The organism is Bacteroidota bacterium (genome assembly GCA_019637975.1).
Taxonomy (GTDB): Bacteria; Bacteroidota; Ignavibacteria; order UBA10030; family UBA6906; genus CAADGV01.
The window spans coordinates 33,590-59,251 of record JAHBUR010000012.1; the positions used below are offsets into that span (position 1 = coordinate 33,590).

Genomic DNA, 25,662 nt, shown 5'->3' on the forward strand with positions numbered 1-25,662 from the left:
CAGCCCGGCCTAATTTCGATGCTATTATACGGAAAAGGTGAAAGAAGCGAAAGGCGAGCCCTGAGGCTATTCTGCAGAATGTCAGTATTTCCAACTCTTTCTGGATTTTGGTATCATATCACGAGTTTACTTGATTCAAAGAGCCGAAAGTCTACGCTATTAGTTATGTCATTCCTTCGCGCCTACGCCAAAATCAACCTCGGGCTTCGCATCCTCGAAAAACGTCCCGACGGCTACCACAACATTGAGACAGTGTTTCACCGGATTGATCTGTTTGATGAGATTGAGCTTTCGAGTTCGCCTGCAATCAAAGTCGTGAGTACGTCGGATGAGGCGCCGGGGGATGAGTCGAACATCTGCCACAAAGCTGCACGGTTGCTGAGGAATCACTTCGGCATTCGTGACGGCGTGTGCATTTCCATCAACAAGAAAATTCCCGTCGGTGCCGGACTCGGCGGCGGCAGTTCGGATGCGGCAACGGTTCTTCGGGCGTTGCCGGCGTTTTGGAATCAGAGCATTGATGAAGAATCACTCCGCTCCATCGCTCTTCAACTCGGCTCCGACGTTCCGTTCTTCCTCGGAAACGGCTCGGCAGTAGGAAGAGGCCGGGGCGAAATTCTGGAGTACTTTTCGCTTGCGCTCCCCTATTACATTCTTCTCTGCAATCCCAACATTCACGTCTCGACGGCTCAAGCGTACACGAAGATAAGGCCGGCAACCCCTGATGTTCCCATTTCTCTGCAGGAAATTCTCTTAGCGCATTTGCACGAACCGGCCCGCTTATCGGAGTTGTTGCGGAATGATTTTGAGTCTGTTGTATTCGAAGAATATCCGACTATTGGAGCGGTGAAACACGCAATGCTCGAACAGGGCGCGGTGTTTGCGCTGATGTCGGGAAGCGGCTCGTCGGTATTCGGATTTTTTGAGAATGAAGCAACAGCAGGACGGACAGCCGACCGATTCCGTTCACAAGGGTACCGTACATTTCTCACGAAGCCGGGATTCGTGCCCCGGATTCATGAACATTCAATTGCATATTGACTCCGCCTCCCTGCTCACCAACTCGCGTACCCGGTTGAGAATTTCATCAGGCAGGTATGGTTTCTGGACCAGATCCTTCGCCCCCGCCCTCAACAAGTTCGAACGCAACGTTGTGTCAATATACCCGCTCGCGAAAACAACCTTCACGTTCGGATTGATCTCTTTCATCCTTTGGAATGCCTCCCATCCATCAATCTTCGGAAGTCCGAGGTCGGTGAGAACCAAATCAATCTCATCTTTTTTGCTTGAGTAGATGTTGATTGCTTCAAGACCATCGACCGCTGAAAGTACTTTGTATCCCTTGCTTTCCAGCAATCCTTTCACGAGATCGAGCAGAAGCTGTTCATCTTCAACGACAAGAATCGTCTCGCCGCCTGACGATTGATCAGCTTGCATTTGTTCGGCTTTTGCCTCATGCTCAACATCCTCACGTCGGACAGGAAAATAGAGTGTGAATGTTGTTCCTTTCCCCGGTTCGCTCGTCACATCAACAAACCCTGAATGACTTCTTGTAACTCCGTACACCACCGCCAGTCCCAACCCCGTTCCCTTCCCGATTTCTTTCGTTGTAAAGAACGGTTCAAACATCCGGTTGAGAACTTCGGGAGGCATACCTGTACCGGAATCACTGACACGGATGCCTGCGTACATGTGTTCATGCGCTTCAGGGTAACGCTCACGCAGGAACAACCCTCTGATCAATTCTGTTTCGATGCCGAGCGTGCCTCCGTTCGGCATTGCGTCACGCGCATTGACACACAGATTCAACAACGCCTGATGGACCTGGTTGGAGTCTGCAATGGTAGCGGGCAGCGCGGGGTCCAGTTGAAGACGGAAGTCGATGATCTTGGGAAATGTTTCCGACAGCATTTTCTGCAGTTCTTGAATCACATGATTCAGATCGACAGGTTCAAAGACGGTTTCGTTCCGTCGGGCAAACGTCAGAATTTGCTTCACGAGCTTCGTGCCGCGTTGAACGGCACGGTTGATCGTATCGACGCTGTTCGCTTTGCGGATTAATTCGGGGTCGCCTTTCAGCAGAATGTGGGCGTGCCCCATGATGATGGCGAGTATGTTGTTGAAATCGTGCGCGATGCCTCCGGCAAGCGTGCCGATGCTTTCCATTTTCTGCGCCTGGCGGAGTTGTTCTTCGAGCAGCTTGTGACGCGTGTTGTCGAACACGTATCCCTTGATTTCTGTTAACTCGCCGGCGGCGTCATACTTTCCGATGACATTCTGAATCACAAACACCTGTGAACCGTCCCGCCGACGAAGTTGAAGTTCCTGATGTTCGAGTTTCAGATTTACTCTTAACAAATCCCGAACCTCCGCAAACTGTCTCGATTTCGGGTACAACCCAATGAGGTTGAAGGCCAGCGCCTCTTCAACCGAATCAAAGCCGAAGATACGCGCAAACGAAGGATTGCACGAGAGCAGCCGCCCGTTCGGCGCGGAAGTGAATGCTCCGGCCAGATCATCATTGAAGAAATCCCGGTACTGTTCCTCACTTGCCCGCAACGCCTCTTCGGAACGTTTTCGCTCGGTAATATCGCGTCCGACCGTAACGATTGCGGTGACCGCATCATGCTCATCCCTCACAATCGAGCGGGACAGCGAAACGTAGAATTCGGTTCCGTTCTTGCGGCGGTGGATCGTTTCACCGTCGCTATGCTCGTCGCATACGGCTCTCTCATGCAATCCGACTACTTCTTCCTCGGTGTAGCCGTATGATTCGCAAAATGCTTTGTTTGCAAACTGAATAGTGCCGGTCACATCGGTCACAAAAACCGTGTCATTCGTGTGCATGATCGCGTGAAGCAGCATGTCGCGTTGCTTCTTTGCCCGGTTGCTATCGACGGCTTTTTGAACAGTCAGCGGAAGCATGTTGAGATAGTTGCGTTCCGGATCTTTGATAAGATAATCGTACGCTCCGGCTTTCATGGCTCGGACGGCAATCTCCTCATTCCCTGCTCCGGTAATGATAATGAGGGGAATACTCTTCGCCTGCTCGCACACGTCAAGGGCGGTTCCGTCCCCGAGATGGTAGTCGGAAATAACAGCGTCGAAGCGTTGGGCGCGAAGAAGCGGCAGGGCGCGGGCAAAGGAATCCGCGATGTCGAACCGGAAAGGAATGTTCTCCCGTTCGATATGCCGCTTGAACGCAAGCCGGTCGACGATGTCATCTTCTATGAGGAGTATCCGGATGTCATCCATGGTTTCTAGTCGGGTAGTTCGCTCAGCGTCCAGTAGAGATTGATGTTGCGCACGACATCAACAAACTGAGGATATTCCACCGGTTTGATCATGTATCCGGCAACACTCAAGTTGAATGACTCGAACCGATCCTGCTCAGCTTTCGATGTTGTGAGGACGACAGCCGGAATGCGCCGGAGATGTTCATCCTGCTTCAGTGCTTTAAGCAGTTCAAGTCCGTTCATCTTCGGCATGTTGAGATCGAGAATGATGATGCACGGTCTCGGATTGCCGGTATCCCGAAGATACGACAGGGCTTCTTCGCCGTTCGCCTTCACGACAAGATTGTTTGTCACGTTGATTTCTCTCAGTGCCCTCTTGACCGTCATCGCGTCAACAACGTCGTCTTCAACAAGAAGTATGGTTTCGTCCGTCTTCATTTCCATTGCATCTCCTGATTTCTGTCAGATGGTTCGTCTTCTGTGTCAAAAAATGTGTGCCGACTTCATGGTACGGGCTCGGGCGTATTTCCGTCGCCCTTTGGCCTCTTTTCCAACGGAATGTATGGGTGTGTGAATGATGTTTCCTCACACCTCTCACGTTTTCGTGTGAAGGTTCTTCAATTTACAGTTCCGGGAAGGGTGAAATAGAACGTCGTCCCCTTTCCGACTTCCGACTCCAGCCATATTCTCCCGCCGTGAAGTTCGACAATCTTCTTCACTATCGTCAACCCGATTCCGGTGCTTTCGAATTCATCCCGGGCCGCAAGTGTCTGGAAGATTTGGAATACCTTCGCAAAATGTTTCTCTTCGATGCCGGGCCCGTTGTCCGCAACAGAGAATTTCCAATGCCCGTTCTCGCGCTCGCATCCGATACGGATTTTGCCGTTCGGCTTATCCATGAACTTGACGGCATTGCTCAGCAGGTTCTGGAACACCTGCTGTAAGCGTGTCTCCTCGCCGACAACAACAGGAAGCGGTGATGCTATCTGCACATTAATATGGTCCGGCGGATCGATCATCTCAACTGTTCCTGCAACGAGTTTCTCCAATTCGACCGGAGCGGTATCGCCCTTCGTTCTGCCGATGCGGGAATACTTGAGAACGCCGTCAATCAGATCGTGCATGCGCTTTGTTCTTCCGAGAAGTACTTTGAGCATCTCATTACCGTCGTTGCCAAGCATGTCGCCGTAATCGTTCATCAACCAATCTGCCAGCGACCCGATAGCGCGGAGAGGAGCCTTCAAATCGTGCGAAACGATATAGGCAAAATCGTTCAGTTCTTTGTTGATCTCTTCAAGTTCCTTCATCAGAGATGCCTGCTTTCGCTCGATGCTCTTTCGCTCGGTAACGTCGCGGGCAACTCCGACCATTGCGAGCGGAATGCCGGCCTCGTTCCTCACTACCGATGTCCAGAGTTCGACGGGAAAATCGGTTCCGTCTTTACGCGTGTTCATGATCTCGCCATACCATCCGCCCGCCAGGGTGGTCGGACGAATCTCGTTGGCAATGTGCTCGGGCGTTTCTGACGAACGAAGCAGAGAGACATGCTTGCCGAGAACTTCGTCGCGTTGATAGCCGTAGTTTTTTTGGAACGCCTCATTCACAAAGATGACCCGATCCTGAAGGTCGGTAATCGTCACGCAGTCTTTTGTTGATTCAACCGTATGTGCGAGCAAGCGAACCTGCCGCTCGGCTTTCTTCCGCTCGGACGTGTCAACATAGATTCCGAACAGGCCCACCGATTCGCCGTTCGCAATGATCGGCACGCCGTACAGATCAACATCAATGGTACTGCCGTTCTTACGTCGGCGGATTGCCTCGCCGTGTATCGGCTCGCCCGCCAACACCCGGTTCGTGTAGGCGTTCCCTTCATCCAAATATTCCTCGGGAAGAAGGACGTCATTGATGCGTTTTCCGAGAAGTTCATTGAGTTCATAGCCGAACATCTCAACGAACTTGGAATTCGTATGGAGGATCCGTTCCACGCTATCGCACAACACAATGCCTATGGGGGCGTTCTCGAAAAGCTGTTCAAAACGTGCCTTTTCGAACAGCAATGCATGCTCCGCCTGCTTGCGCGACGTAATATCACGGAGAGAGGACATGCGGTATGTGTGCCCGTCGCGATTGTAGTTCTGCGCCCGGACTTCGACGTATATCAGCGAGCCGTCACGCCGGACAAGGCGATGTTCGTACGCATCCGCTCGGCCCGATTGAATCCGACTGCTGACATACTCATGATCGTCGGGACAAATCAGATCAAACACGCGTGTTCCAATGAGTTCTGTGCGATCATAGCCGAGCATCGCCGCGTACTGTTTATTCAATTCAACGATGATGCCGTTTTCCGTTAAGGAAATCCCTTCAAACGTTGCTTCGGAGAGAATACGGTTCCGCTCTTCGCTTTCGCGCAGCTTGGTTTCCGCACGGAGCCGGGTAGTAATGTCATTGGCAAGAATCAGACGTGCCTTCTGCCCGCTGGCCAAAGGCAGCGGATGCGAACTCATCTCGACATCGATGACAGTTCCATCCTTTGTCACATGCCGCCAACCGGTGGAACGGTACAGGCTTCCGTTCCGGCCCTTCAGTTCTTGCATCTCCGCGGGAGGACCTTCAACAACAATGTCGTTGATTGTCTTTGCGAGGAATTCCTCACGAGTGTACCCGTAGCTTTCCAGCGCCGATGTATTGACGTCGATAATCGCGCCGGTGTCAATGTTGTTCACCCACATCGGATGGGGATTGGAGGCAAAGAGATCGCGATAACCTTTCTCACTGCGCCGCAAATCGCGGTAGGCACGCTCAAGATTATCAACCATCATGTCGAATGCCGATGAAAGATCTCCCACCTCATCGCTCGATTGGATTCTGGTTCGTTGAGTCCATTCTCCAGCCGAAATCCTTTGGGCAGTCTTGACGACTTTCAGCAACGGAGTCATGACAAGTGCATTAAGGGCGACAACGAGAATAATGCCGGAAAGAAAAATGCCAATACTCACTCCTGCAATGGTGCCGCGTGCCTGAGCGACGTTGCTTGCAAGATCGCGAAGCGAGAATCCGATGTAGACCCTGCCCATCAGCCTTGATGAAACAATGATGGGCGTGACGGTTTGATATGTTAGTCCGTCCTCCGAAACACGTTCTGCGAAGGCGACATTCTCATAGCCGGATTCAGTAGCTCGTGCCAAATTGACCGCCGCGATCATACCACCCGAGTCATCCTCCACCACGAGATACTCGATATCGGGGTTCAGTTCGGCGCTCTTCAGCACATCATGGAGAGTAGCATTAGCCGCGAAAGCGGGAGTGATGTGATACGCCATCATCGCAGTAATCGCATTGGCTTTGCCTTCCAGCGCTGCCGTAATCTCCCGTTCCAATTGGGCGGGGAAAAACCACGCGATGAAGAGCGAGATGATGGCCATCGGAATACTGATGGCAAGAACGAGCTTCATGCGAATCGAGTAGCACCATCGGGGAAGAAGTATTCTCGGAATCTGCATCGCTATGCCCCGGAAGGCTCTGTCATGATTTGCAAGCCGGACATCATGAGCCGGTGCCCTCGCGGATTTCTTGCATCTCGAAAGAGTTCTGGATATATTTTTCGCACGATTTCGACGATTTCATTGATCAGGATTGAGATTGCAGCACGTTTTCCCGCCCTTCATCACATTGCTTCCCATCTTGGTAATCGGCAGTTTTTCCGGCCATCTTCATGCACAGAGCCCTGCACTTGATACCGCACAACCGGATACAGTGCAAGCGTCGAAAACTCCCGGCGATACAACGCAGGTCGAGAGCCGGGACACGACCGGATTCGCTGCCGCATTAAGCGATACAACGCACGCGGTGGATACAACACGCATGAGTACACCTTCCCTTGTCGGAACATTCGACCGGTTGCTGGATTCAACCCGACTTATATCCCATGACGAGTTAACGTTTCTCGACTACCGCAGCCTGGCGGGAGTTCTTGAGTCTATGCCGGGCGTTTTTGTGCGTGATCACTTCTCGATTGGCTCGTACGATCAGCTGAATATCAGGGGAGCGGATTGGCGAAGCATTGCCGTAACCGCCAACGGCCGGCTGATGAACGATCCGGCTTCCGGCGTTTACAAACTCTCATACTTCACAACAGAATATGCCGACAGAATCGAGTTCATTTCCGGGCCGAGGAGTTTCCTGTACGGCGTGAACAGTACCGGCGGAGCCGTTAATCTTGTAACGAAAAACTACAACAGCAATCGCCCTCTCTCAAAAATCAACTACACCGAATCTGCGTACGGATACCAGTACAGCGACGGGACGTTCAGCCAGAATATTTCACGAAAAGTGAACTTCACGTTCGGCTTCCAACATCAGGGAAATCTCGGTCGTTTCACAAATGCGGCGTATGATGCGTGGAATATGCGGCTCAAAATCCGCTACAACATTTCCAAAGATTTGAATATCGTTTTCTCGGAATATCTTACCAGATCGGAAACGCAACTCAACGGCGGAATTGATCTTGAGAAAACCGGCATTCCAGCCCTTGCATTCAACCGCAACTGGGCTGTCCCCGTCAATGCCGAATCATTCGAGAAGATTTCCCGAAACGATGTTGATCTCTCCCTTGTGGGTACGTTTCTCGGTGATACGACAAACGTCAGTATATTGACGTTCTATTATTCCAACAACTTCCGTGAGTATCGCGACAAGGGGACGGGAACTTCCACCAATGTTCAAATCGATAGCGATCATCGTTCGTCGTGGATGGGGGCGTTGTTCACGCAGGATTTTCACACGGAATGGCAGCGCTTCAATCTCGGCGTCAATATCGAGTTGCGACAGATTGAAGGAAGCCCCAACTTGGGACGAAGAAGAAACTCCCTCGGAAGTGTCTGGATCAAAGAGGAACTTCTCCTTACCAATTTGCTGACCGTGGCAGGCTTTGCACGATACGACAGCTACATCGCAAAGGAAACGAATCTCAGCGCCGGGGCGGATGCAACGTTAAATCCCCTTCCGTGGCTATCGCTGTACGGCGGGTTATCAACCTCGAAACGATTTCCGTCATATCAGGAACTGTTTTGGAGTGACAGCACGGTGAGCCGCTTGGCGCCCCTCACTTCGGAACGGCATCACACAGTGGAAATCGGCCTCCGCATCAGGGTTGATGATTTTGATTTGAACGCCAGCTACTTCCATCGAACCATCAACAATCCAATTTTGCTGCAACCGGACGGCAGCGGATATGTGTTTCCCGGAATTCACTTTGTCAACGGCGACCGGCGCATTACCAATGGTATTGAAGCAAAGCTCGTCTGGCGATTCTGGCTGCTGTACCTCGACGGCACAGCAACGTTCCTGACGCAACAAGACGGCGGCGGCACTATGCTTGCCGTTTACCCGAAGCTTTCGGCAAGCGGAGGTATTTATCTCTGGCAAAAACTCCTTAACGACAATCTGAATCTGAAGATCGGCTTCAAAGGAAGATATGTCTCCGGCTCACAAGGCGAGCGTTTTAATCCCGAAGTGCTAGCGTATGTTCCCAACACAGGCACGCGACTCGGCTTCGGTTCGTCGGTAGACGGATTTGTAATTGCTGGCCTCGGCAAAGCGTACGTGACATTGATGTGGGAGAATCTAACAAACTCACGCTACTATATCACCCCGTACTATCCTGTGCTTGACAGGGCTGTCAGGTTCGGCATCTCGTGGCAGTTTTTTGATTGAGGGTACACGCTATCCGACCCGTATGAATCCGACGATCACAGTATTTGGCAGCGCGCATCCGAAACAGGGAGATGAGGAATACGCGTTGGCGTTCGAGATCGGCAGTGAATTGGCGAAAGCGGGCTTCACAATCTGCAACGGCGGATATGGCGGTATCATGGAGGCTTCAGCGCGAGGCGCCAAATCCGCCGGCGGGCATGCAATCGGAGTGACCTGCAAGGCCTTCCACAACAGGACTGTCAACGCGTGGATTGATACGAACATTGAGACGTACGATCTGAGTGATCGTATGATGAAACTCATATCGTTGGGTGATGGATATGTTGTCCTGAAGGGCGGGACAGGCACGCTGCTTGAACTTGCCGCCGCGTGGGAGTTTATGAACAAGATGATGATTGCCCCGAAACCGATTGTTATTGTGGGGGATTTTTGGAGGCCGGTGATCTCCACCCTGCAGGAGGCGCTTGTAGCCGAGGGCTCGCACAACGCGGCACATCTTGTTACACATGTCAATGAACCGAAACAATGCGTCGAACTGCTTCGTCTAATTCTCGAAAACAGGAGTGACAGATGAAAACACCCTCGGCAGAAATCCGGCTTCTTCTTCAGTTGATCGACGAAGCGTACGAGCGCAAAACGTGGCACGGCCCGAACCTGAAAGGTTCCTTGCGCGGCGTATCCGCCGAAGAAGCAGCATGGCGTCCGAACGCACACCGCCACAGCATTTGGGAGATTGCGGTTCATGCGGCGTATTGGAAATACACAGTCAGACGACGGCTGCTTGACGAGAAGCGCGGATCGTTTCCGCTGAAGGGAAGCAACTGGTTCACGCTTCCGGCTGACCAATCCGATGCACTGTGGAAACAACATCTTCACGTACTCGAACAGACTCATCGCTCGATGCGTGAAGCAATCGGACAATTCCCTGCATCGAAGCTGTATGCGACAACATCGCAGAGTAAGGTGACGAACATTGCAGTCATCTACGGCATAGCAAATCACGACATCTACCATGCGGGCCAGATCCAATTGCTGAAACGCTTGCATGAAAGAAAGTAAGATTCGGCTCCCGATTCTCAGTATGACTTTGCCGGCATTTGTGTTACATTGAGTCCGCCGAAACGTAATTCCGTTCTCATACATTCATGACATTGCATGCCCTCATCGACTGAACGCCTGTCGCCTCGAGTTATCCTCGCCTACCTCAGCGTCTTCATCATCTGGGGCTCAACATATCTCGCGATAAGCGTGGGAGTGAGAGATTGGCCACCGGCACTGTTCGCCGGCGTGCGCTTCCTTGCAGCAGGCAGCGTACTGTTGTTGGTTGCCAGAATCAAGGGAAGCCCGTTGCCCGACAAGCGCGGGATTTTCGATTTGTCGGTCGTCGGATTGTTTCTTCTCGTCGGCGGAAACTGGCTTGTTGTCTGGGCTGAGAAGACAATTCCGTCGGGTCTTGCAGCTCTCATCATTGCGATCGTTCCGCTGTTCATGTCAACGATTGATTCGTTTGTCCCGAACGGACAACGGCTTTCACTCCTTGGTTGGATTGGTATAGTTGTCGGATTCGCGGGCATGTTCATTCTCGTTTCGCCAAGTCTCGGAATGGCCGAGGGACTGAGTCTCGATCCGATGGGCATTGCCGGACTTGTCATCGCGTCGTTCTTGTGGTCGATTGGTTCAGTATATTCGAAACATCATCCGGTTCACGGGGATATTTTCGTCAACTCAAGCATACAAAATCTGGCTGCGGGAATTGTACTAACGTCAATCGGAACGTCCCTCAACGAATGGCCTGAAATCCGCATCACCGAGCCGGGCGTGCTGTCTCTTCTCTACTTGATCATCTTCGGTTCAATTGTGGGCTACACATCATACGCATATTTGTTGAGACACGTTCCGCCCGCCAAGGCATCAACGTATGCGTACGTCAATCCCGTTGTCGCAATCTTTCTCGGCTGGCTTATCCTCGCAGAACCCATCGACACACGAACAGTCTTTGCCGCCGCTGTTATTCTTGCGGGCGTCGCCATAGTCCAGACTTCAAAAATGAGGAGTAAAGGATGAGATTTCATCAATTCCGTCTTCTGTTCTTCATACTGCTGTTGTCATTCATTCCGGGGCGCTTGCTTCCGGCACTTGACGTTCCCTATCTCGCTTCACGCGTTAACGACTATGCGGGCATCCTCTCGCCCGAAACAATTCAGCGTCTTGAGGAAACACTGAAAGTACACGAGGATTCCACCTCGAACCAGGTAGTCGTATTAACAATTCCGAGTCTTGCGGGAGAAGTCATTGAGGAATACTCGATGAAAGTTGCAGAGGCCTGGAAACTCGGCACAGCACAAAATGACAACGGCGTACTCCTACTCATAGCGAAGGAAGACAGGGCGCTGCGCATAGAAGTCGGCAACGGACTCGAAGGCGTGTTGCCCGATGGTTTGTGCGGCACGATCATCCGGCAGGAGATCGTCCCGCACTTCAAAGATCAACGATATGATGATGGAGTTGAGGCAGGCATTTCGGCAATTCTCCGGGCAATAGCAAACGAGTATCAGGCGGAATCGAATTTTTCCGATTTCGATCAGGATGTTCCCCCCTTGCCTTTGGCCCTCGGTGTCTTTGCGTTCTTTCTTTTTGTCGTTGGAACATTCACGCTCTCGGCGGTGTTCACTTCCGGGTTCATGTCGTGGTTCATGTATGTTTTTCTGATCCCGTTTTGGCTGATGTTTCCCATGGGACTCTTTGGAGTTACCATCGGATTTGCTATCTTTGCCCTGTACGCTATCGGCTTTATTATTGCTAAGATATTCTTTGCTACAAACCCTTCGGGAAAGAAATTCTCGAAGCAATGGGGCACCAAGTTCGCCTCCACCGGACGCTCATCAAGTGGCGGGTCGTCGCGCAGCAGCTTTTCCGGAGGCGGGGGAAGCTTTTCCGGTGGCGGGTCATCGGGCAGATGGTGATCTTTTTGAGTAAATGGAAACAACAGGAATCTCCAAATTGACACTCACCGTTCGCGAAGCGATTATCATCATTCTCGCGTCAACCGTACTTGGGTTCTCTTATTCGTACATCATGAAGAAGGGGCTCTTTCTCCCTCCCGTTCCTCTCATTGCAGCACCTCAGGCTGTCGTTCCTCCGGAGTTTGTATCGTATGAAGAAGCACTCAAATTGTTCAACGAAGGAAAGGCCATTTTTGCCGATGCGCGGCATGAGTACGATTTCAAGCTGGGTCATATTCCGGGGGCAGTCAATGTTCCGTTGAAAGACTTCATTCTGCAAACATCCCCTCTCGCAAACACTCCCGAAGACAGGCTCATCATTACATATTGCGACGGCGAGGATTGCAATTCGAGCATTGAGCTTGCCCAAAAACTTTCCGAGGCCGGCTTCACGAAAGTGAGGATGTTCTTCGGGGGCTGGAATGAATGGCAACAACACAACTTGAGTACCGAACGGTAACCTCATGAAACGCATTCTTGACAATGATTTCGTTGCCATGCTCGTTCGGGTCTTTCTCGGATTCGTTTTCATCGTTGCTGCTGTTGACAAGGCCGCCGATCCGAATGCTTTCGCTGTTTCGATCGGCTACTACAAACTTGCCGGCCCGGATACCTCGCTTCTGATTGCCACCGTTCTGCCGTGGATGGAATTGTTGTGCGGTATCTTTCTCATCTTCGGCTACATGCCGCGAGGAAGCACCCTGCTCGTCTTACTCATGCTCGTTGTGTTCACTGCCGGAGTGATAGCGGGAATCATCCGCAACCTGGATATTTCATGCGGTTGCTTTTCACGTGACCCTGCAGTCGGCAAGATCGGATGGATGAAAGTTCTGGAAAACACCGGGCTGATTGTGCTCAGTGTGATCAGCCTCTTCTCGCGCAGCGAGCGGACAACGGTATCCGTTTTGTCATATTCTTCCCCTGAAGCAAGCGACAATGCCAAGAAAGCTCCTCTTTCCTGAATTCTTCAGAAGTGACCGGGGCGTGCTCGTCTCGCTTTCCTTCCTTGTGTTTCTCATTCACGTGATCGTCAACGCAACAACCGCGTACGGATACTTCCGTGATGAATTCTACTATATCGCTTGCAGCGAACGGCTTGCTTTCGGCTACGTGGACCAGCCGCCGTTATCGATTTTGCTGCTTGCCGCTACCCGGTTTGTTCTTGGAGACTCTCTCGTTGCATTGCGGCTTCTTCCGGCAGTTGCGGCAGGAATTGTTGTTTTTCTAACGGGAAGAGTAACAGGCATTCTTGGAGGCGGGAGATATGCTCAAATTCTTGCGGCGTTGTGTTCACTGACAGCGCCCCAATATCTCGGCATGTTGAATTTCTTTTCGATGAACGCATTCGACGTCTTGTTTTGGACAATAGCAATCTATCTCACACTGCGGATTGTCAAGGAAGATGCGCCGCACCTCTGGATTCCATTCGGCATCGTTGCCGGACTTGGGTCACAAAACAAAGTCAGCATTCTGTTTCTCTGCTTCGGTATTGTCGGTGGATTGTTGCTCACCTCGGGGCGGAAACATCTGTGGAACCGGAACTTCTGGATTGGCGGCTCTGCAGGCTTACTTATCTTCCTCCCCCACATCATCTGGCAAATCGTAAATGACTTCCCGACGGCCGAGTTTGTGAAGCATGCGACCGAGAACAAGAATATCATCAGTTCGCCGCTTGAATTTCTTGTTTCGCAAATCATGATGATGTCGCCCTTTACATTTCCTATCTGGGGTACCGGGTTGGTGTATTTCTTTTTAGTGAAGGACGTAAAACGGTTTCGATTTCTTGGATGGACGTATGTGTTGATTTTCGTTCTCTTCATCCTGCAGAACGGAAAGCCATACTATCTCTCCCCTATGTACCCGGTGCTCTTTGCAGGTGGAGCCGTCGCAATCAGCAGTTTCATCGGGAAGTCTCGTCGTGTGTGGCTTCGCACTGGAATAGTCACGGTCCTTCTTATCGGGGGCATCATAGCTGCGCCCTTCGCCTTGCCTGTGCTGCCCCCAGAGAAATTCATTGCATACTCAAATGCCCTCGGCATTCAACCCCGTCCCCAAGAACGACACGAAATGGGAAAGCTCCCTCAACACTATGCAGACATGTTCGGTTGGAAGGAGAAAGCCGAAGCTGTAGCCCGTGCATTTCACTCACTGAAACCGAAAGAAAAACAGCAATGTGCCATCTTTACATTCAACTACGGACGAGCGGGTGCAATTGATTTTTTTGGCAAAGAACTCGGTTTGCCCAAGGCAATTTCCAACCACAACAACTACTGGCTCTGGGGTCCGAAACAGTACACGGGAGAAATCGTCATCATTCTGGCAAAAGACTTGGGAGAATTGCGTGAACGTTTTGAATCGGTTCAATTGGTTGAGACCATCCCGTGCGACTACTGTATGCCGTACGAGAAAGACACGCAAGTGTTCATCTGCCGTGGATTGAAGCAACCGATACAGGAGTTGTGGGAGTCAATCAAATCATTTGGATAGAGGCATGAAACGACAGAATATTTCGAGCGGTGTGAAATGGGAATCGATTGTCGGTTACTCACGGGCGGTACGCGTCGGGCAATTCGTGTATGTCACGGGCACAACGGCAACCGACGAGAACGGAAATATTGTCGGGAAGGATGATGCGTATGCCCAGACTAATCAGGCTTTGAAGAACATCGAACGGGCGCTGAACAAAGCAGGATGTGATTTGAAAGATGTTGTCCGGACGAGAATATTCGTCACGCATATCGAGCGGGATTGGGAGAAAGTCGGGAAGGCGCATCAGGAATTTTTCAAGGATATTCTCCCCGCAACAACAATGGTTGAAGTTGGCAGGTTGATCGTTACCGATATGCTTGTAGAGATCGAGGCGGACGCCGTAGTAATCGGATAAGTAACCCACCCAATGGACATTCCTCAAAACACCGTGGGAATGGGAAAAATGAAGTTTGTTACCGCGCAACGTTGAACATCTTCTCTCTCATCCTGTTCATTCCGTTGATCCTGTCAAGAATTTTGACGGGATAATAGGATGAACAGGATTGTTTTTGAAGCAGAGCCTTGAGTTAGTCTGTAAAAGCTCCGAGGCGACGTTTTCAACACCAATGCAACGTCGGAGTAAACGAAAATCAACTTGGGGAATCTCCACCCCGCCCACGCTGGAAGTACTCTGCCTGACTGCGTATATTCAACCTGTAACATATCTATTCATCCGCCGTTGATATAGATAACTCACGACACTTCTTAAGGGAATTGCATGGAACTCTCATTCCTCCGCAGATTCAGCGTGCTGATACTCCTTGCCGTTTTGGGGGCAATCGCATTCTTCTATACCTATCCCCGGTTCGCGCCGAAAGCATCCATCAATCTTGAATACAACCGCAGCGAGATTATGGGAAGGGCCAACGAGTTCATGATCGCCCGCGGGTTCGATGTCCGGCAATATCATCAGGATGCGTGGTTTGATTTCGACGGCAGCACACAACTCGCGTTGAGAATCCGCTTCGGGATCGACTCGGCAATTGCGCTGCTCAGGCAAAACACACTTCCCTCACATAATTGGTATATCACCTGGTACGATGCGGGGGTTTCGCGGAGCCAGTCAGTCGAATCGTTTGAGTTGTGGATGACGCCGGGCGCCCGCGTGTTCGGGATGAAGCATAATGTCAAAGACACAGTGCCGGGGGCCTCACTTACCGAAGAAGAGGCCCGCACGCTCGCCGAAACCTTTGTCAAGCAGCAAGGAATCGAACTTGAAGACTATCGGTTGAAGAGTTCATCACAAATCAAGCAGCAGAACCGGCTGGACTACAATTTTAACTGGATAACAATCGACACAACTGTCCAATTAGGACTTTGGGTTCGGATTCAGGGAGATGAGGTGGGCGGCTACCGGCGCTGGATTGAGCGTGATGCAAGCTTCGAATCGCAGAGCAGCCAGACCGGCACTTCGGCAACGTTGCTTGTTTCGGTTTCCTTTGCGGTAGTGTTTCTCCTGTTCTTCTTCATCGTGATCTTCTTCCTCAAGAAATATCACGATGGTGAGGTCGGCATCAAAACAGCGGTCATGGTGTTTGTCGGATTGTTTGCAGTTTACGTACTGGGGGCGATCAACGTCTTCAACTCGATCGGCGCCACCGCTCAAATGGCAGACTTGAACAAGCTGAATGTTCGCTGGGTAGTTTTCGGTTGGAACGTACTTGTTGTCAATGTCTTCCTTGCGGTGATGGTGTTTGCGGCGTGGAGCGTGGGCGAATCCTACTCGCGCAGCCTCTGGCCGAACAAACTCCTCGGCGTCGACAGTGCGTTGTTCCGTCGCTTCTTCACTATTGATGTTGCCGAAGGCGTCCTTCGCGGATTCACCTTCGGCCTGATCATCCTCGGCACATTCTCGATTCTCTCGTTTCTCGCAATCAGAAATCTGCCGACCGGATTGTTTGCGATGTCTGCATCCGGCGTCACCGATGGACTTCTCCCCGGCGTGCATCCGATTATTGCGGGACTCGAAGCTGCCATTTTCGGCGAAATCGTTTTCAGGTTCTTCTTCCTCTCTATGTTTCGTGAAAAGATGAAGAAGACCTGGGTGGGCGTTCTTGTCTCATCAGCGTTGTGGGCTGTAGCAATGTTTGCTCTATGGCCGATTCCGTTCGGGTTTTTTCAGATTCCCATTACCGTTGCTCTGTTTTTTTGCTTCGGCCTGCTGTTCTCTTTCCTCTTTCTGAAGTACGATTTGCTGACAACCATGGTTACGCAGTTTGTGCTTGTCAGCCTCGCAACGGCTATTCCTCTCTTCGCATCAGACAGCGCATACTTTTCGGGACAGGCGATTCTGTACTTCGTACTCTTTTCTCTCCCGTTGCTTGTGGCGTTCGTGGGATTTGTCAAGCAGGAACGATTCGAGCTTACGCAGGAACTCACTCCCGAACACGTCAAGCGTATCAGTGAACGCGAACGCATGGCAAAAGAACTTGAAATTGCCCGCAGAGTGCAGATGAGCTTGCTGCCAAAATCAAGCCCGACGGCAAAGGGGTACGACATTGCCGGAACCTGTATTCCGGCCTTCGAAGTTGGCGGCGATTATTATGACTTCGTCAACCTGGGTGGAACAAAAATCGGCATCGCCATCGGCGATGTTTCGGGGAAAGGCGTTCCGGCCGCCATCTACATGACGCTGACAAAAGGCATACTTCAATCACATGCAGAAGAAAACATCTCGCCCAAGAAAGTCCTGAGCAAAGTCAACAGCCTGATGTACCGGACGATCGACCGCAACTCGTTCGTCAGTATGTTTTATGCGATTCTTGATGTCGAGGCACGAAGAATTCGCTTCGCGCGTGCCGGCCAATGTCCTGTTATTCTCGCGCAACGACATAACGAAGATGGCACATTCCTGACACCGAAAGGCATGGCCCTTGGCCTTGAAGTCGGAACGGTGTTCGACTCGGTGCTCGAAGAACAGGAGATGAACCTGAAACAGGATGAAGTTCTTGTCTTTTACACCGACGGCTTCACCGAGGCGATGAACGAACGCGGAGATGAATTCGGAGAAGAACGACTCGTGCAATCCGTTGCGCGCCACAGGCACAGATCCGCCGCCGATATCATCAACGGCATCTGCGCCGACGTAACGGCATTCACCCGCGGCTGGCAGCAGCACGATGATATGACGATGGTGGTGGTGAAGGTTGGATGAACGTTTTTCGGGTTGCGAAAAGCAGGTTTGATGCCTACATTAGAAGCACGGAGGATAGCATGAAAACGGAATACCGAAAAACCCGAGCATTGGGGCGATTCATCGTTTCAGAGTACCATCGTTTGTGCCACCATCGGTATTGTCTCGCCCGGTTTGACGTTCCAATTCTCAGATTACGCCCGGTTGTTTCTTCAGCACGCATTTCGAACCCGGCGACAGCGGCTCGGCAAAGCAGTTCACATCGGTATCGGCGGAATTGCATACTGGAGTCTCAAAAGCAGAGTTAACCCCTTGCATTCTGCGCTCCGCTCAATATGGATTTGGTTCGCCACAGTGTCGCTTATCGTGATGTGGCTTCCCCTGCTCGCGTTCATCCGGGTGTTCGACCGCGATCCCGTTCGGTATCGGACCGGCAGATGGTTTCGCAGACTCGGCATCGCCATCACGAAAGTCAATCCCGCATGGCGGCTGCATATCTCGGGCGAGACCATCACGAATCCGCGGCGCCCGTATGTTGTTGTCAGCAATCACCAATCCCACGCCGACATTCCGCTACTTTCCCATTTGCCGTGGGAGATGAAGTGGTTGGCGAAGGTTGAGTTGTTCAAACTTCCGGTTGTCGGGTGGATGCTGAAACTTGCGGGCGATATTCCGGTTGACAGAAAAGACAAACGGCAAGGAGTTGCAGTTCTTTCAACGGCGGGCAACTATCTCAAACAGAACTGTTCCGTCATGTTCTTTCCAGAGGGAACTCGGTCGCCGGATGGCAGGGTTCATAGTTTCAACGAGGGCGGTTTTCGCGTTGCCATTAAGGCAGGCGTCCCCGTTCTCCCACTTGTTATCGAAGGTTCACGGGATTGCCTGCCAAAACACGGTTGGAGATTCGGCAAACCCGGTGATATTCAACTGAAGGTTCTGCCCCCTGTTGAAACCACCGGTTTGGGTGTCAAGGATACAAGCGAGTTGACCGGGCAAGTCCGGCAAATGATCATCCGGCAGATCGCGGAATGGCGAAAGGTTTCACCCGCTGAAGTAGATGCAATAACAGAACGAACGCGTGCGGAGGTTGCGGCATGATAGCAACAAAAAAACTGATTCTGATTTCCATCCTTCTCGTCTCAAGCATCGGCTGCGATCAGACGACGAAAGGGATTGCAAAATCATCGCTGCAGGATGCGTTTCCGCAGTCGTTGCTCAACGGCCTCCTGCTGCTGCAATACGCGGAAAACCCCGGCGGCATGATGAGTTTCGGTGCCGGACTCCATCCCGAAGTACGATTCTGGTTCCTTACGGTGTTTGTTGGCGTGATGCTTCTGGGAATGTTCCTCTTCACACTCTTCAGCCGGAAACTCACAATCATGCAAATCACGGCACTGACGCTGATCGTCGGCGGGGGGTTCAGCAATCTTCTCGACAGAATCTTCAACGACGGCCACGTAGTAGATTTTCTGAATGTCGGAATCGGCTCAATGAGGACGGCAATCTTCAATATTGCGGATGTCGTCATTCTTCTCGGAACTCTGCTGCTGCTCATCGCCACACCATTTCAAAACGGAAAATCGGGCGGGCAAACTCCGGAACACATAGCAGAAAAATAATGTCGCGTATCAAGCTCGATCTGCCGGCCGCAACTCACTTTACCACAGACATTCCGGTCAGGATTACTGACATCAACTACGGCGGGCACTTGGGGAATGATGCGTTGTTATCACTGATTCATGAAGCGAGAGTGAGATTTCTCCGCCGCTACGGTTATTCCGAACTGGATATTGAGGGGCGAAGCATCATTATGAGCGATGTTGCCATTGTGTACAAAGCGGAGGCCTTTCATGGCAACATTCTGGAATTTGCCGTTTCTGCTGTTGACTTTCACCGATTTGGTTGCGACCTTTTTTACAGGATTACGCATAAGGATTCAGGGAAGGAAGTTGCACGGGCGAAGACGGGCATCGTGTTCTATGACTATCCGGCCAAGAAGCTCGTGAGCGTTCCGGCAACGTTTCAGCAATTGTTCACGCCCTGACGCCAATCCGGGGTTGTTGCTTTACCATCCAACACAAATCAAGACTGTTCATCTCTTCACACACTATTCACACGAGGTATCTACATGGAAACCGCATTAGACAAGTTCATCCGCTATGCAAAGATCGATACACAGTCGGACGAGAATTCAACCACCTATCCCAGCACGAAGAAGCAGTTCGACCTTCTCCATCTTCTCGTCAAAGAACTGAAACAACTCGGCCTGAAAGACGTCGAGATAGACGAGTACGGTTATGTGATGGCAACACTCCCGGGTAATCAAAGCAAGAAGGTCCCCCGCATCGGGTTTGTCGCTCACGTTGATACGTCGCCTTCGGCAAGCGGCAAAGATGTGAAACCGCAAGTCATGACGTATAACGGCGGCGATATTGTTCTCCCGGGCAACACTTCCGTTGTTATTACAGAAGCGGAAAATCCTGAACTCAAGCATAACATCGGCAAGACGATTGTTACGAGCGACGGCACGACGCTTCTCGGTGCCGACGACAAAGCGGGCGTTGCCATTATCATGACGGCGGCGCAGACCCTGATGAACGATCCCAAGATTCCCCGCGGCGACATCCGCATTTGCTTCACGCCGGATGAGGAGATCGGGGCGGGCACGAAGTATTTTGACCTCAAGAAATTCGGATGCGAATTTGCCTATACCGTTGACGGCGACACGCCCGGCGAATTGAACAAGGAAACCTTCAGCGCCAACCTTGCCGTGATTACGGTGCACGGACGGAACATTCATCCCGGCAGCGCAAAGAACATCATGGTCAACTCCATCAAGTGTATGGCGGACATCATCGCCCGATTCCCGAAAGATTGCTCGCCGGAAACCACTGAAGGCTACGAGCCGTACATTCACCCGCATATTGTCGAGGGCGAAGAGGCGAAATCCACATTGAAGATTTTGCTGCGGGACTTCAACACACCCGGACTTGAAGTACTGAAGAAGCGCCTCAACTCGATCATTGCCGAAGTGCAGCCGTTGCACCCGAAGGCAAAAATCGAGCTGAACATCATCGAACAGTACCGCAACATGAAGGACTATATGGGAGATGATGCGCCGGGACTTGCCTGCATGTGGGAAGCAACGAAACGTTCCGGCCTCGAACCGAAATGGCAGCCAATTCGCGGCGGCACGGACGGCTCACGCCTGACGGAAAAAGGACTCCCTACTCCCAATATCTTCACCGGCGGACAAAACTACCACGGCCCGACCGAGTGGCTTTCCGTGTGGGGGATGGAAAAATCCGTTGAAACAGTCGTACACCTCGCTCAGGTGTGGGTGGAGAAGAGTTGAGGTCAATGGCGAAATGAACGACACAGTGTCACAATTTGTACACAATAGGAACAAAAGACGAGGAGGAAACACATTATGAGGACTCAGTTATGCTATTTTCCGGGATGGAACCACAAGACATAAAGGATCTCTCCGTATACAGCTTCTCGGCCCTCATCCAGGCGGATGCGGCAATTTTTGGTTTGCTTGCTGTTTTTGTAGTCTACCAGCTGCAGGCCCTCGCGCACAACCAAATGCAATCGTACAACCTGATTGCGAAAACCACCGCCAGGCATGATTTCGAGCAGTTGCTTCTTCCCATCCTTGTTGAGACGAAACACTGGATTCTCATGAAGCATGACGGCTCTCCCTACTATAGTCGTCTGCTGACTACGGCTGCGTTTACGGAATACTGGAGATCAAATGTCATCAATGCCTCCAAATCAACATTCATTCTGATCATCCTGCATGTGACAATCACTTCAATCGGGCTCAACTATTCAATGGAGGTGAATCCTGTGTTAGGAATTGATGCCCGGTGGAGAGTCATCATTGGGTTGGCAACCTTTGTATTGCTGCTTGCCGTTATTTCGCGTGTGGGGTACAGCTTCCTCTCAAAGAATTCGTACGGCCGCGTTCCCAAAACGCCTTCAATTGATCTCGCTTCGATTACCCCGGAGCAGTTCAGATCGTGTTCACCGAAGAACGACAAATTCGGCCATCTCTATTCCATCAAACGGCACGACAAATCCAAGTTCATCGGATTCAAGCGTGGCAGCGGAAATACCGTAAGCGTGACTTGCCTTCTCAGGTCGAGGGACGGCAGATATGTCAGCGTGCGGTCGCAAGAAGATATGGACGACAGCAACCTTCAGTCGTTCCTGCAAGGTATGAAATCCGATCCGGAGCGGTATTGGTCGAACACATGATTCACGACAGTGCAAGGCGACAGATGATATGAACCTGACAAACCCGTTAATGACTTTACTCGCTCTACTCTTCACGCTCTTCGACGTGCATAGTTCGCCTGCTCAACACTCCGACAAAGCAGTACATGTTGTCGGCGCAATGAGAAACGTCATGTGGAAAGGCGAATTGTACGGCACAATCGATCTTGACACTATTTCAAACAAAAAGCATCTGTACGGACTCGGGCCGGTCGAGTACTTATCCGGCGAGCTTCTGGTTTTTGACGGAACGGCGTACAAATCGACAGTCCTGACGGACTCAACGATGGTGGTCAAGGAAACTTTCGCGGCAAAAGCTCCGTTCTTTGTCTATAGCAACATTGATTCGTGGAGGGAACACCCTCTTCCCGACAGCGTCCGAACGATGCAGCAACTGGAGGCATACCTGAATCTCACGAACAAGCATGCGAGAAAGCCGTTTGCATTCAAATTGAGGGGCGAAGTCGAGTCAGCAACAATCCATGTTGTGAATCTGCCCAAAGGAGCGGTAGTTCGCTCACCGGATGATGCACATCAAGGACGAAAGAATTATCGCCTGATCAATCGACAATCTGACATTGTCGGCTTCTTTTCGCGGGAGCATCGGGCTGTGTTCACTCATCATGACTCATTTATTCACATGCATTTGCTTACATCAGATAAAACCATGATGGGCCACGTGGACGAGATGGTTTTCAAGACGGGCATGAAGCTGTTCTTGCCAACAGACAAATGAAGAAACACAGAACTGCGCGTAATGGAGAACAACTTATGAAACGACTTCTCATCCCCATCATGTCCATCCTCGTCATGTTCACGCAGGCTCTCTACTCCCAATGCTCGGACGCCGGCGTTTGCTCCATCGGTTCACAGCATGAGCAGCTCCGTCACAGTTTCAGCGCGGGTTACGTGTTCGGCAAGAGCAGCAAGTCGGATGATCTGACGTTCCATTCGTTTCAAGTTGAAGGAAGTATCCGGGTTCTTGAAGACTCGCGACTTTCCATCGTTTTGCCCTGGTCGAGCGCAAGCGGGCCGTTGGGAAAAGCGAGCGGCATCGGCGACCTGACGATTCTTTGGAGTCAGGTCGTACTAAAGAATGATGCCCATCAGCTCAGCGTTCAGATTGGCGGCAAGTTCGCGACAGGAAACGCAGATCTCGGCAACCTTCCGCAGGCCTATCAACCGGGATTGGGAACAAACGATCTGTTGCTCGGTATTTCGTTCGACACAGAGCCTTGGTTGTTCGCTTTGGGATATCAACTCTCACGAGGGAGAAGCGACAATGCAGCCACACAGTTGAAGCGAGGGGACGATGTGCTCGCGCGGGTTGGATACAAGACTGGGGCCGACGATTTCACGTTCGGGTTGGAGTTGTTGGCCATAAAGCGGCTTCAGGAGGCAAGCATTCTGAGTCCTTCCGCACAAATCATCAGTTCGTTCATGTCTATTCCGGAAAGCGACCGGCTTCAGGTCAATGTCCTTGGCACCGCTTCCATGAAGCTATCGGAAAGCTACAGCCTGCGAGTCCTTGGAGCGGTACCGTTGCGCAGTCGGCCCGTCAACGTCGATGGATTGACCCGGAGTATTACTCTTTCCCTTGGGTTGCAGTACGCTATATAGCTGAGTGAGGCACGATACGGCAGTACCGTCACTTCTGCAGAAGAACAAATCTCTTTACCTTGCCGAAAAGATTCCTTACTTTGATCCAGCCTTCTTGCTGCACTCCGGCATCTGATCTCTCATTACTCAAGCACATCAAGCCACATACACAGGAACATGTATGGAACATCATTCTACCACCACAAGCGGTTTACCCGAAAATGCCTACAAAGTACTGAAACCCGGCGAAGAGTATCGCCCGATAATGGACCCGACGGGCACCCCGCCCGAAGTAACACCATGGTCGCTGTTCTGGGGGTTGATAATGGCCGTGCTGTTCTCGGCGGCGGCGGCATATTCAGGTTTGAAAATCGGACAAGTGTTTGAAGCGGCAATCCCGATTGCCATTCTTGCCGTCGGCCTGTCAAGCCTTGCAAAGACAAGAGGCGCCCTCGGCCAAAACGTGATCATCCAATCCATCGGGGCAAGTTCGGGGGTTATTGTAGCCGGGGCGATCTTCACGATCCCCGCGCTCTACATTCTCGACCTGCCTGTTGATTTCTTCAAGATTTTCTTTGCATCAGCTCTCGGCGGATCTCTCGGCGTTTTGTTTCTGATACCGTTTAGAAAATATTTCGTGAAGGATATGCACGGAAAGTTCCCCTTCCCCGAAGCAACGGCTACAACGGAAATTCTGGTTGCCGGCGAAAAGGGCGGAAAGCAGGCGGGCGTGTTAGTGGTTGCCGGACTCATCGGCGGTTTCTTTGATTTCATGTTCAGCGCATTCGGATTATGGGCGGAGACAATTACTTCCCGCATGTTCGATGCCGGAGCAATGGTTGCAGACAAGTTCAAGATGGTGTTCAAGCTGAATGTCTCTGCAATGATTTTCGGATTGGGCTATATCGTCGGATTGAAGTATTCGGCCATTATTGCGGCCGGATCGTTCCTGTCGTGGTTTATACTGGTTCCCCTCTTTTCAGAGATCGGCTCGTCGCTAACGATTCCCCTTGGCGCGACGGCGGACAAGCTCATTTCTCAAATGAGTGCGGAGGAGATTTTCCGGAATTACGTCCGCCAAATCGGTATTGGCGGCATTGCAATGGCAGGCATCATCGGCGTCATCCGTTCTTCCAAGATTATTGCCGGAGCATTCAAGCTTGCCGTGAAGGAAATGTTTGGTGAGAGGGGTGGAAACGACAACAACTCGGTCAGATGGCAAACCGATATCAAGATGTCATTCGTCGTCATGGCAATCATCCTTACAGCCCTGATGATTTTTGTTTTCTTCTATGCGGGTGTTGTGTTTAATCTTACCCACGCCTTTGTCGGCCTTTTGATCGTCTTGATCATCTCTTTCCTCTTCACCACAGTCGCCGCGAATGCCATCGCCATCGTCGGCACCAACCCCATCTCCGGCATGACGCTGATGACGCTGATTCTCTCATCGTATATTCTGGTAAGCGTTGGATTATCGGGAACGGAGGGCATGGTCAGCGCGCTGATTATCGGCGGAGTTGTGTGTACGGCACTCTCGATGGCAGGTGGTTTCATCACGGACTTGAAAATCGGATACTGGCTCGGCAGCACGCCGAAGAAGCAGGAACAATTCAAGTTCCTCGGTATCCTCGTTTCGGCAGCAACCGTCGGGGGCGTCATCTACATTCTCAACGAAACATACGGTTTCAAGGGCCCGAATGCGATGGTGGCCCCGCAAGCAAACGCGATGGCGGCGGTTATTCAACCACTTATGTCTAATACGCCCGCCCCGTGGGTGTTGTATCTTGTCGGGGCCTGTATCTCCTTGATTCTGTTGATGGTCAATGTTTCCCCGCTCGCCTTTGCTCTCGGCATGTATATCCCCCAGGATTTGAATACTCCGCTTCTTTTCGGGGGACTCGTTGCATGGTACGTTTCAACCCGGACAAAAGATGAGAAGAAGAACAACGCCCGCAGCCAACGCGGAACACTTATCGCATCAGGATTGATTGCAGGAGGATCACTGTTCGGCGTTCTCAACGCCTTATTGCGGTTCGGCGGATTGGATGTCTACAACGCGCATTGGGCCGAATCCAACAGCGCGGAGATCCTTGGACTCTTCATGTTCCTTTTTCTCGCGGCGTATGTCATCATGGATTCAATGCGCGCCAAAGAAGAGTAGTTTTTG

The 25,662-nt window shown here is 51.5% G+C and carries 22 protein-coding genes; 19 read left to right on the forward strand and 3 right to left on the reverse strand.

Annotation, left to right across the window (positions count from 1 at the left end; all coding sequences use genetic code 11):
• Nucleotides 1-165: 165 nt before the first annotated feature.
• Entirely contained in the window at nucleotides 166-1,041 is an 876-nt protein-coding gene (ispE, locus tag KF749_08485; GenBank protein ID MBX2991191.1) for a 4-(cytidine 5'-diphospho)-2-C-methyl-D-erythritol kinase, read from the forward strand.
• On the opposite strand, the gene KF749_08490 is transcribed toward ispE, so the two are convergent.
• The 3 genes from KF749_08490 to KF749_08500 form a co-directional block, all read right to left on the reverse strand.
• Nucleotides 1,027-3,255: a response regulator gene (locus tag KF749_08490; protein ID MBX2991192.1), complete on the reverse strand. Its 2,229-nt coding sequence runs from the start codon at nucleotides 3,253-3,255 to the stop codon at nucleotides 1,027-1,029. The two genes, ispE and KF749_08490, sit on opposite strands and share 15 nt — an antisense overlap.
• A gap of 5 nt (nucleotides 3,256-3,260) precedes the next feature.
• Entirely contained in the window at nucleotides 3,261-3,674 is a 414-nt protein-coding gene (locus KF749_08495; GenBank protein MBX2991193.1) for a response regulator, read from the reverse strand.
• 179 nt (nucleotides 3,675-3,853) lie between these two features.
• On the reverse strand, nucleotides 3,854-6,739 hold the full coding sequence (locus tag KF749_08500; protein ID MBX2991194.1) for a PAS domain S-box protein: 2,886 nt from the start codon (nucleotides 6,737-6,739) through the stop codon (nucleotides 3,854-3,856).
• Nucleotides 6,740-6,878: 139 nt separating this feature from the next.
• On the opposite strand from KF749_08500, the gene KF749_08505 reads away from it, so the two are divergent.
• The 18 genes from KF749_08505 to KF749_08590 all read left to right on the forward strand — a co-directional run bounded on the left by KF749_08505 (nucleotide 6,879) and on the right by KF749_08590 (nucleotide 25,656).
• Nucleotides 6,879-8,951: a TonB-dependent receptor gene (locus tag KF749_08505; protein ID MBX2991195.1), complete on the forward strand. Its 2,073-nt coding sequence runs from the start codon at nucleotides 6,879-6,881 to the stop codon at nucleotides 8,949-8,951.
• Nucleotides 8,952-8,973: 22 nt separating this feature from the next.
• On the forward strand, nucleotides 8,974-9,525 hold the full coding sequence (locus KF749_08510; GenBank protein MBX2991196.1) for an LOG family protein: 552 nt from the start codon (nucleotides 8,974-8,976) through the stop codon (nucleotides 9,523-9,525).
• Nucleotides 9,522-10,010 (forward strand): DinB family protein, encoded by a 489-nt coding sequence (locus KF749_08515; GenBank protein MBX2991197.1) that lies wholly within the window; start codon nucleotides 9,522-9,524, stop codon nucleotides 10,008-10,010. The genes KF749_08510 and KF749_08515 overlap by 4 nt, the downstream gene beginning before the upstream one ends.
• A 96-nt stretch (nucleotides 10,011-10,106) precedes the next feature.
• Nucleotides 10,107-11,015 carry an EamA family transporter gene (locus KF749_08520; GenBank protein MBX2991198.1) on the forward strand — a complete coding sequence of 303 codons (909 nt, stop codon included), beginning with the start codon at nucleotides 10,107-10,109 and terminating at the stop codon, nucleotides 11,013-11,015.
• Entirely contained in the window at nucleotides 11,012-11,914 is a 903-nt protein-coding gene (locus tag KF749_08525; protein MBX2991199.1) for a TPM domain-containing protein, read from the forward strand. Before KF749_08520 ends, KF749_08525 begins: the two co-directional genes overlap by 4 nt.
• A gap of 13 nt (nucleotides 11,915-11,927) precedes the next feature.
• The gene (locus KF749_08530) at nucleotides 11,928-12,413 is read left to right on the forward strand and encodes a rhodanese-like domain-containing protein (protein MBX2991200.1); all 486 of its coding nucleotides are present in this window, start codon (nucleotides 11,928-11,930) and stop codon (nucleotides 12,411-12,413) included.
• Between the two features lie 4 nt (nucleotides 12,414-12,417).
• The gene (locus KF749_08535; GenBank protein ID MBX2991201.1) at nucleotides 12,418-12,915 is read left to right on the forward strand and encodes a DoxX family membrane protein; all 498 of its coding nucleotides are present in this window, start codon (nucleotides 12,418-12,420) and stop codon (nucleotides 12,913-12,915) included.
• A complete protein-coding gene (locus KF749_08540; protein MBX2991202.1) occupies nucleotides 12,890-14,440 on the forward strand; it encodes a glycosyltransferase family 39 protein in 1,551 nt (516 codons plus the stop codon). The genes KF749_08535 and KF749_08540 overlap by 26 nt, the downstream gene beginning before the upstream one ends.
• A gap of 4 nt (nucleotides 14,441-14,444) precedes the next feature.
• Complete coding sequence (locus KF749_08545) at nucleotides 14,445-14,837, forward strand: RidA family protein (GenBank protein ID MBX2991203.1); 393 nt, start codon at nucleotides 14,445-14,447, stop codon at nucleotides 14,835-14,837.
• A gap of 363 nt (nucleotides 14,838-15,200) precedes the next feature.
• Nucleotides 15,201-17,636 (forward strand): PP2C family protein-serine/threonine phosphatase, encoded by a 2,436-nt coding sequence (locus KF749_08550; protein ID MBX2991204.1) that lies wholly within the window; start codon nucleotides 15,201-15,203, stop codon nucleotides 17,634-17,636.
• Between the two features lie 291 nt (nucleotides 17,637-17,927).
• Nucleotides 17,928-18,713: a 1-acyl-sn-glycerol-3-phosphate acyltransferase gene (locus KF749_08555; GenBank protein ID MBX2991205.1), complete on the forward strand. Its 786-nt coding sequence runs from the start codon at nucleotides 17,928-17,930 to the stop codon at nucleotides 18,711-18,713.
• Complete coding sequence (gene lspA / locus KF749_08560) at nucleotides 18,710-19,234, forward strand: signal peptidase II (GenBank protein MBX2991206.1); 525 nt, start codon at nucleotides 18,710-18,712, stop codon at nucleotides 19,232-19,234. Before KF749_08555 ends, lspA begins: the two co-directional genes overlap by 4 nt.
• A complete protein-coding gene (locus KF749_08565; GenBank protein ID MBX2991207.1) occupies nucleotides 19,234-19,659 on the forward strand; it encodes a thioesterase family protein in 426 nt (141 codons plus the stop codon). Before lspA ends, KF749_08565 begins: the two co-directional genes overlap by 1 nt.
• An 84-nt stretch (nucleotides 19,660-19,743) precedes the next feature.
• On the forward strand, nucleotides 19,744-20,970 hold the full coding sequence (pepT, locus tag KF749_08570) for a peptidase T (protein ID MBX2991208.1): 1,227 nt from the start codon (nucleotides 19,744-19,746) through the stop codon (nucleotides 20,968-20,970).
• A gap of 89 nt (nucleotides 20,971-21,059) precedes the next feature.
• A complete protein-coding gene (locus KF749_08575) occupies nucleotides 21,060-21,878 on the forward strand; it encodes a hypothetical protein (GenBank protein ID MBX2991209.1) in 819 nt (272 codons plus the stop codon).
• Nucleotides 21,879-22,017: 139 nt separating this feature from the next.
• Nucleotides 22,018-22,632, forward strand: coding sequence for an acetolactate decarboxylase (locus KF749_08580; protein MBX2991210.1), 615 nt, complete (start codon nucleotides 22,018-22,020; stop codon nucleotides 22,630-22,632).
• Between the two features lie 35 nt (nucleotides 22,633-22,667).
• The gene (locus tag KF749_08585) at nucleotides 22,668-23,516 is read left to right on the forward strand and encodes a hypothetical protein (protein ID MBX2991211.1); all 849 of its coding nucleotides are present in this window, start codon (nucleotides 22,668-22,670) and stop codon (nucleotides 23,514-23,516) included.
• Between the two features lie 160 nt (nucleotides 23,517-23,676).
• Nucleotides 23,677-25,656, forward strand: coding sequence for an oligopeptide transporter, OPT family (locus tag KF749_08590; protein MBX2991212.1), 1,980 nt, complete (start codon nucleotides 23,677-23,679; stop codon nucleotides 25,654-25,656).
• The last annotated feature ends 6 nt before the right edge of the window (nucleotides 25,657-25,662 follow it).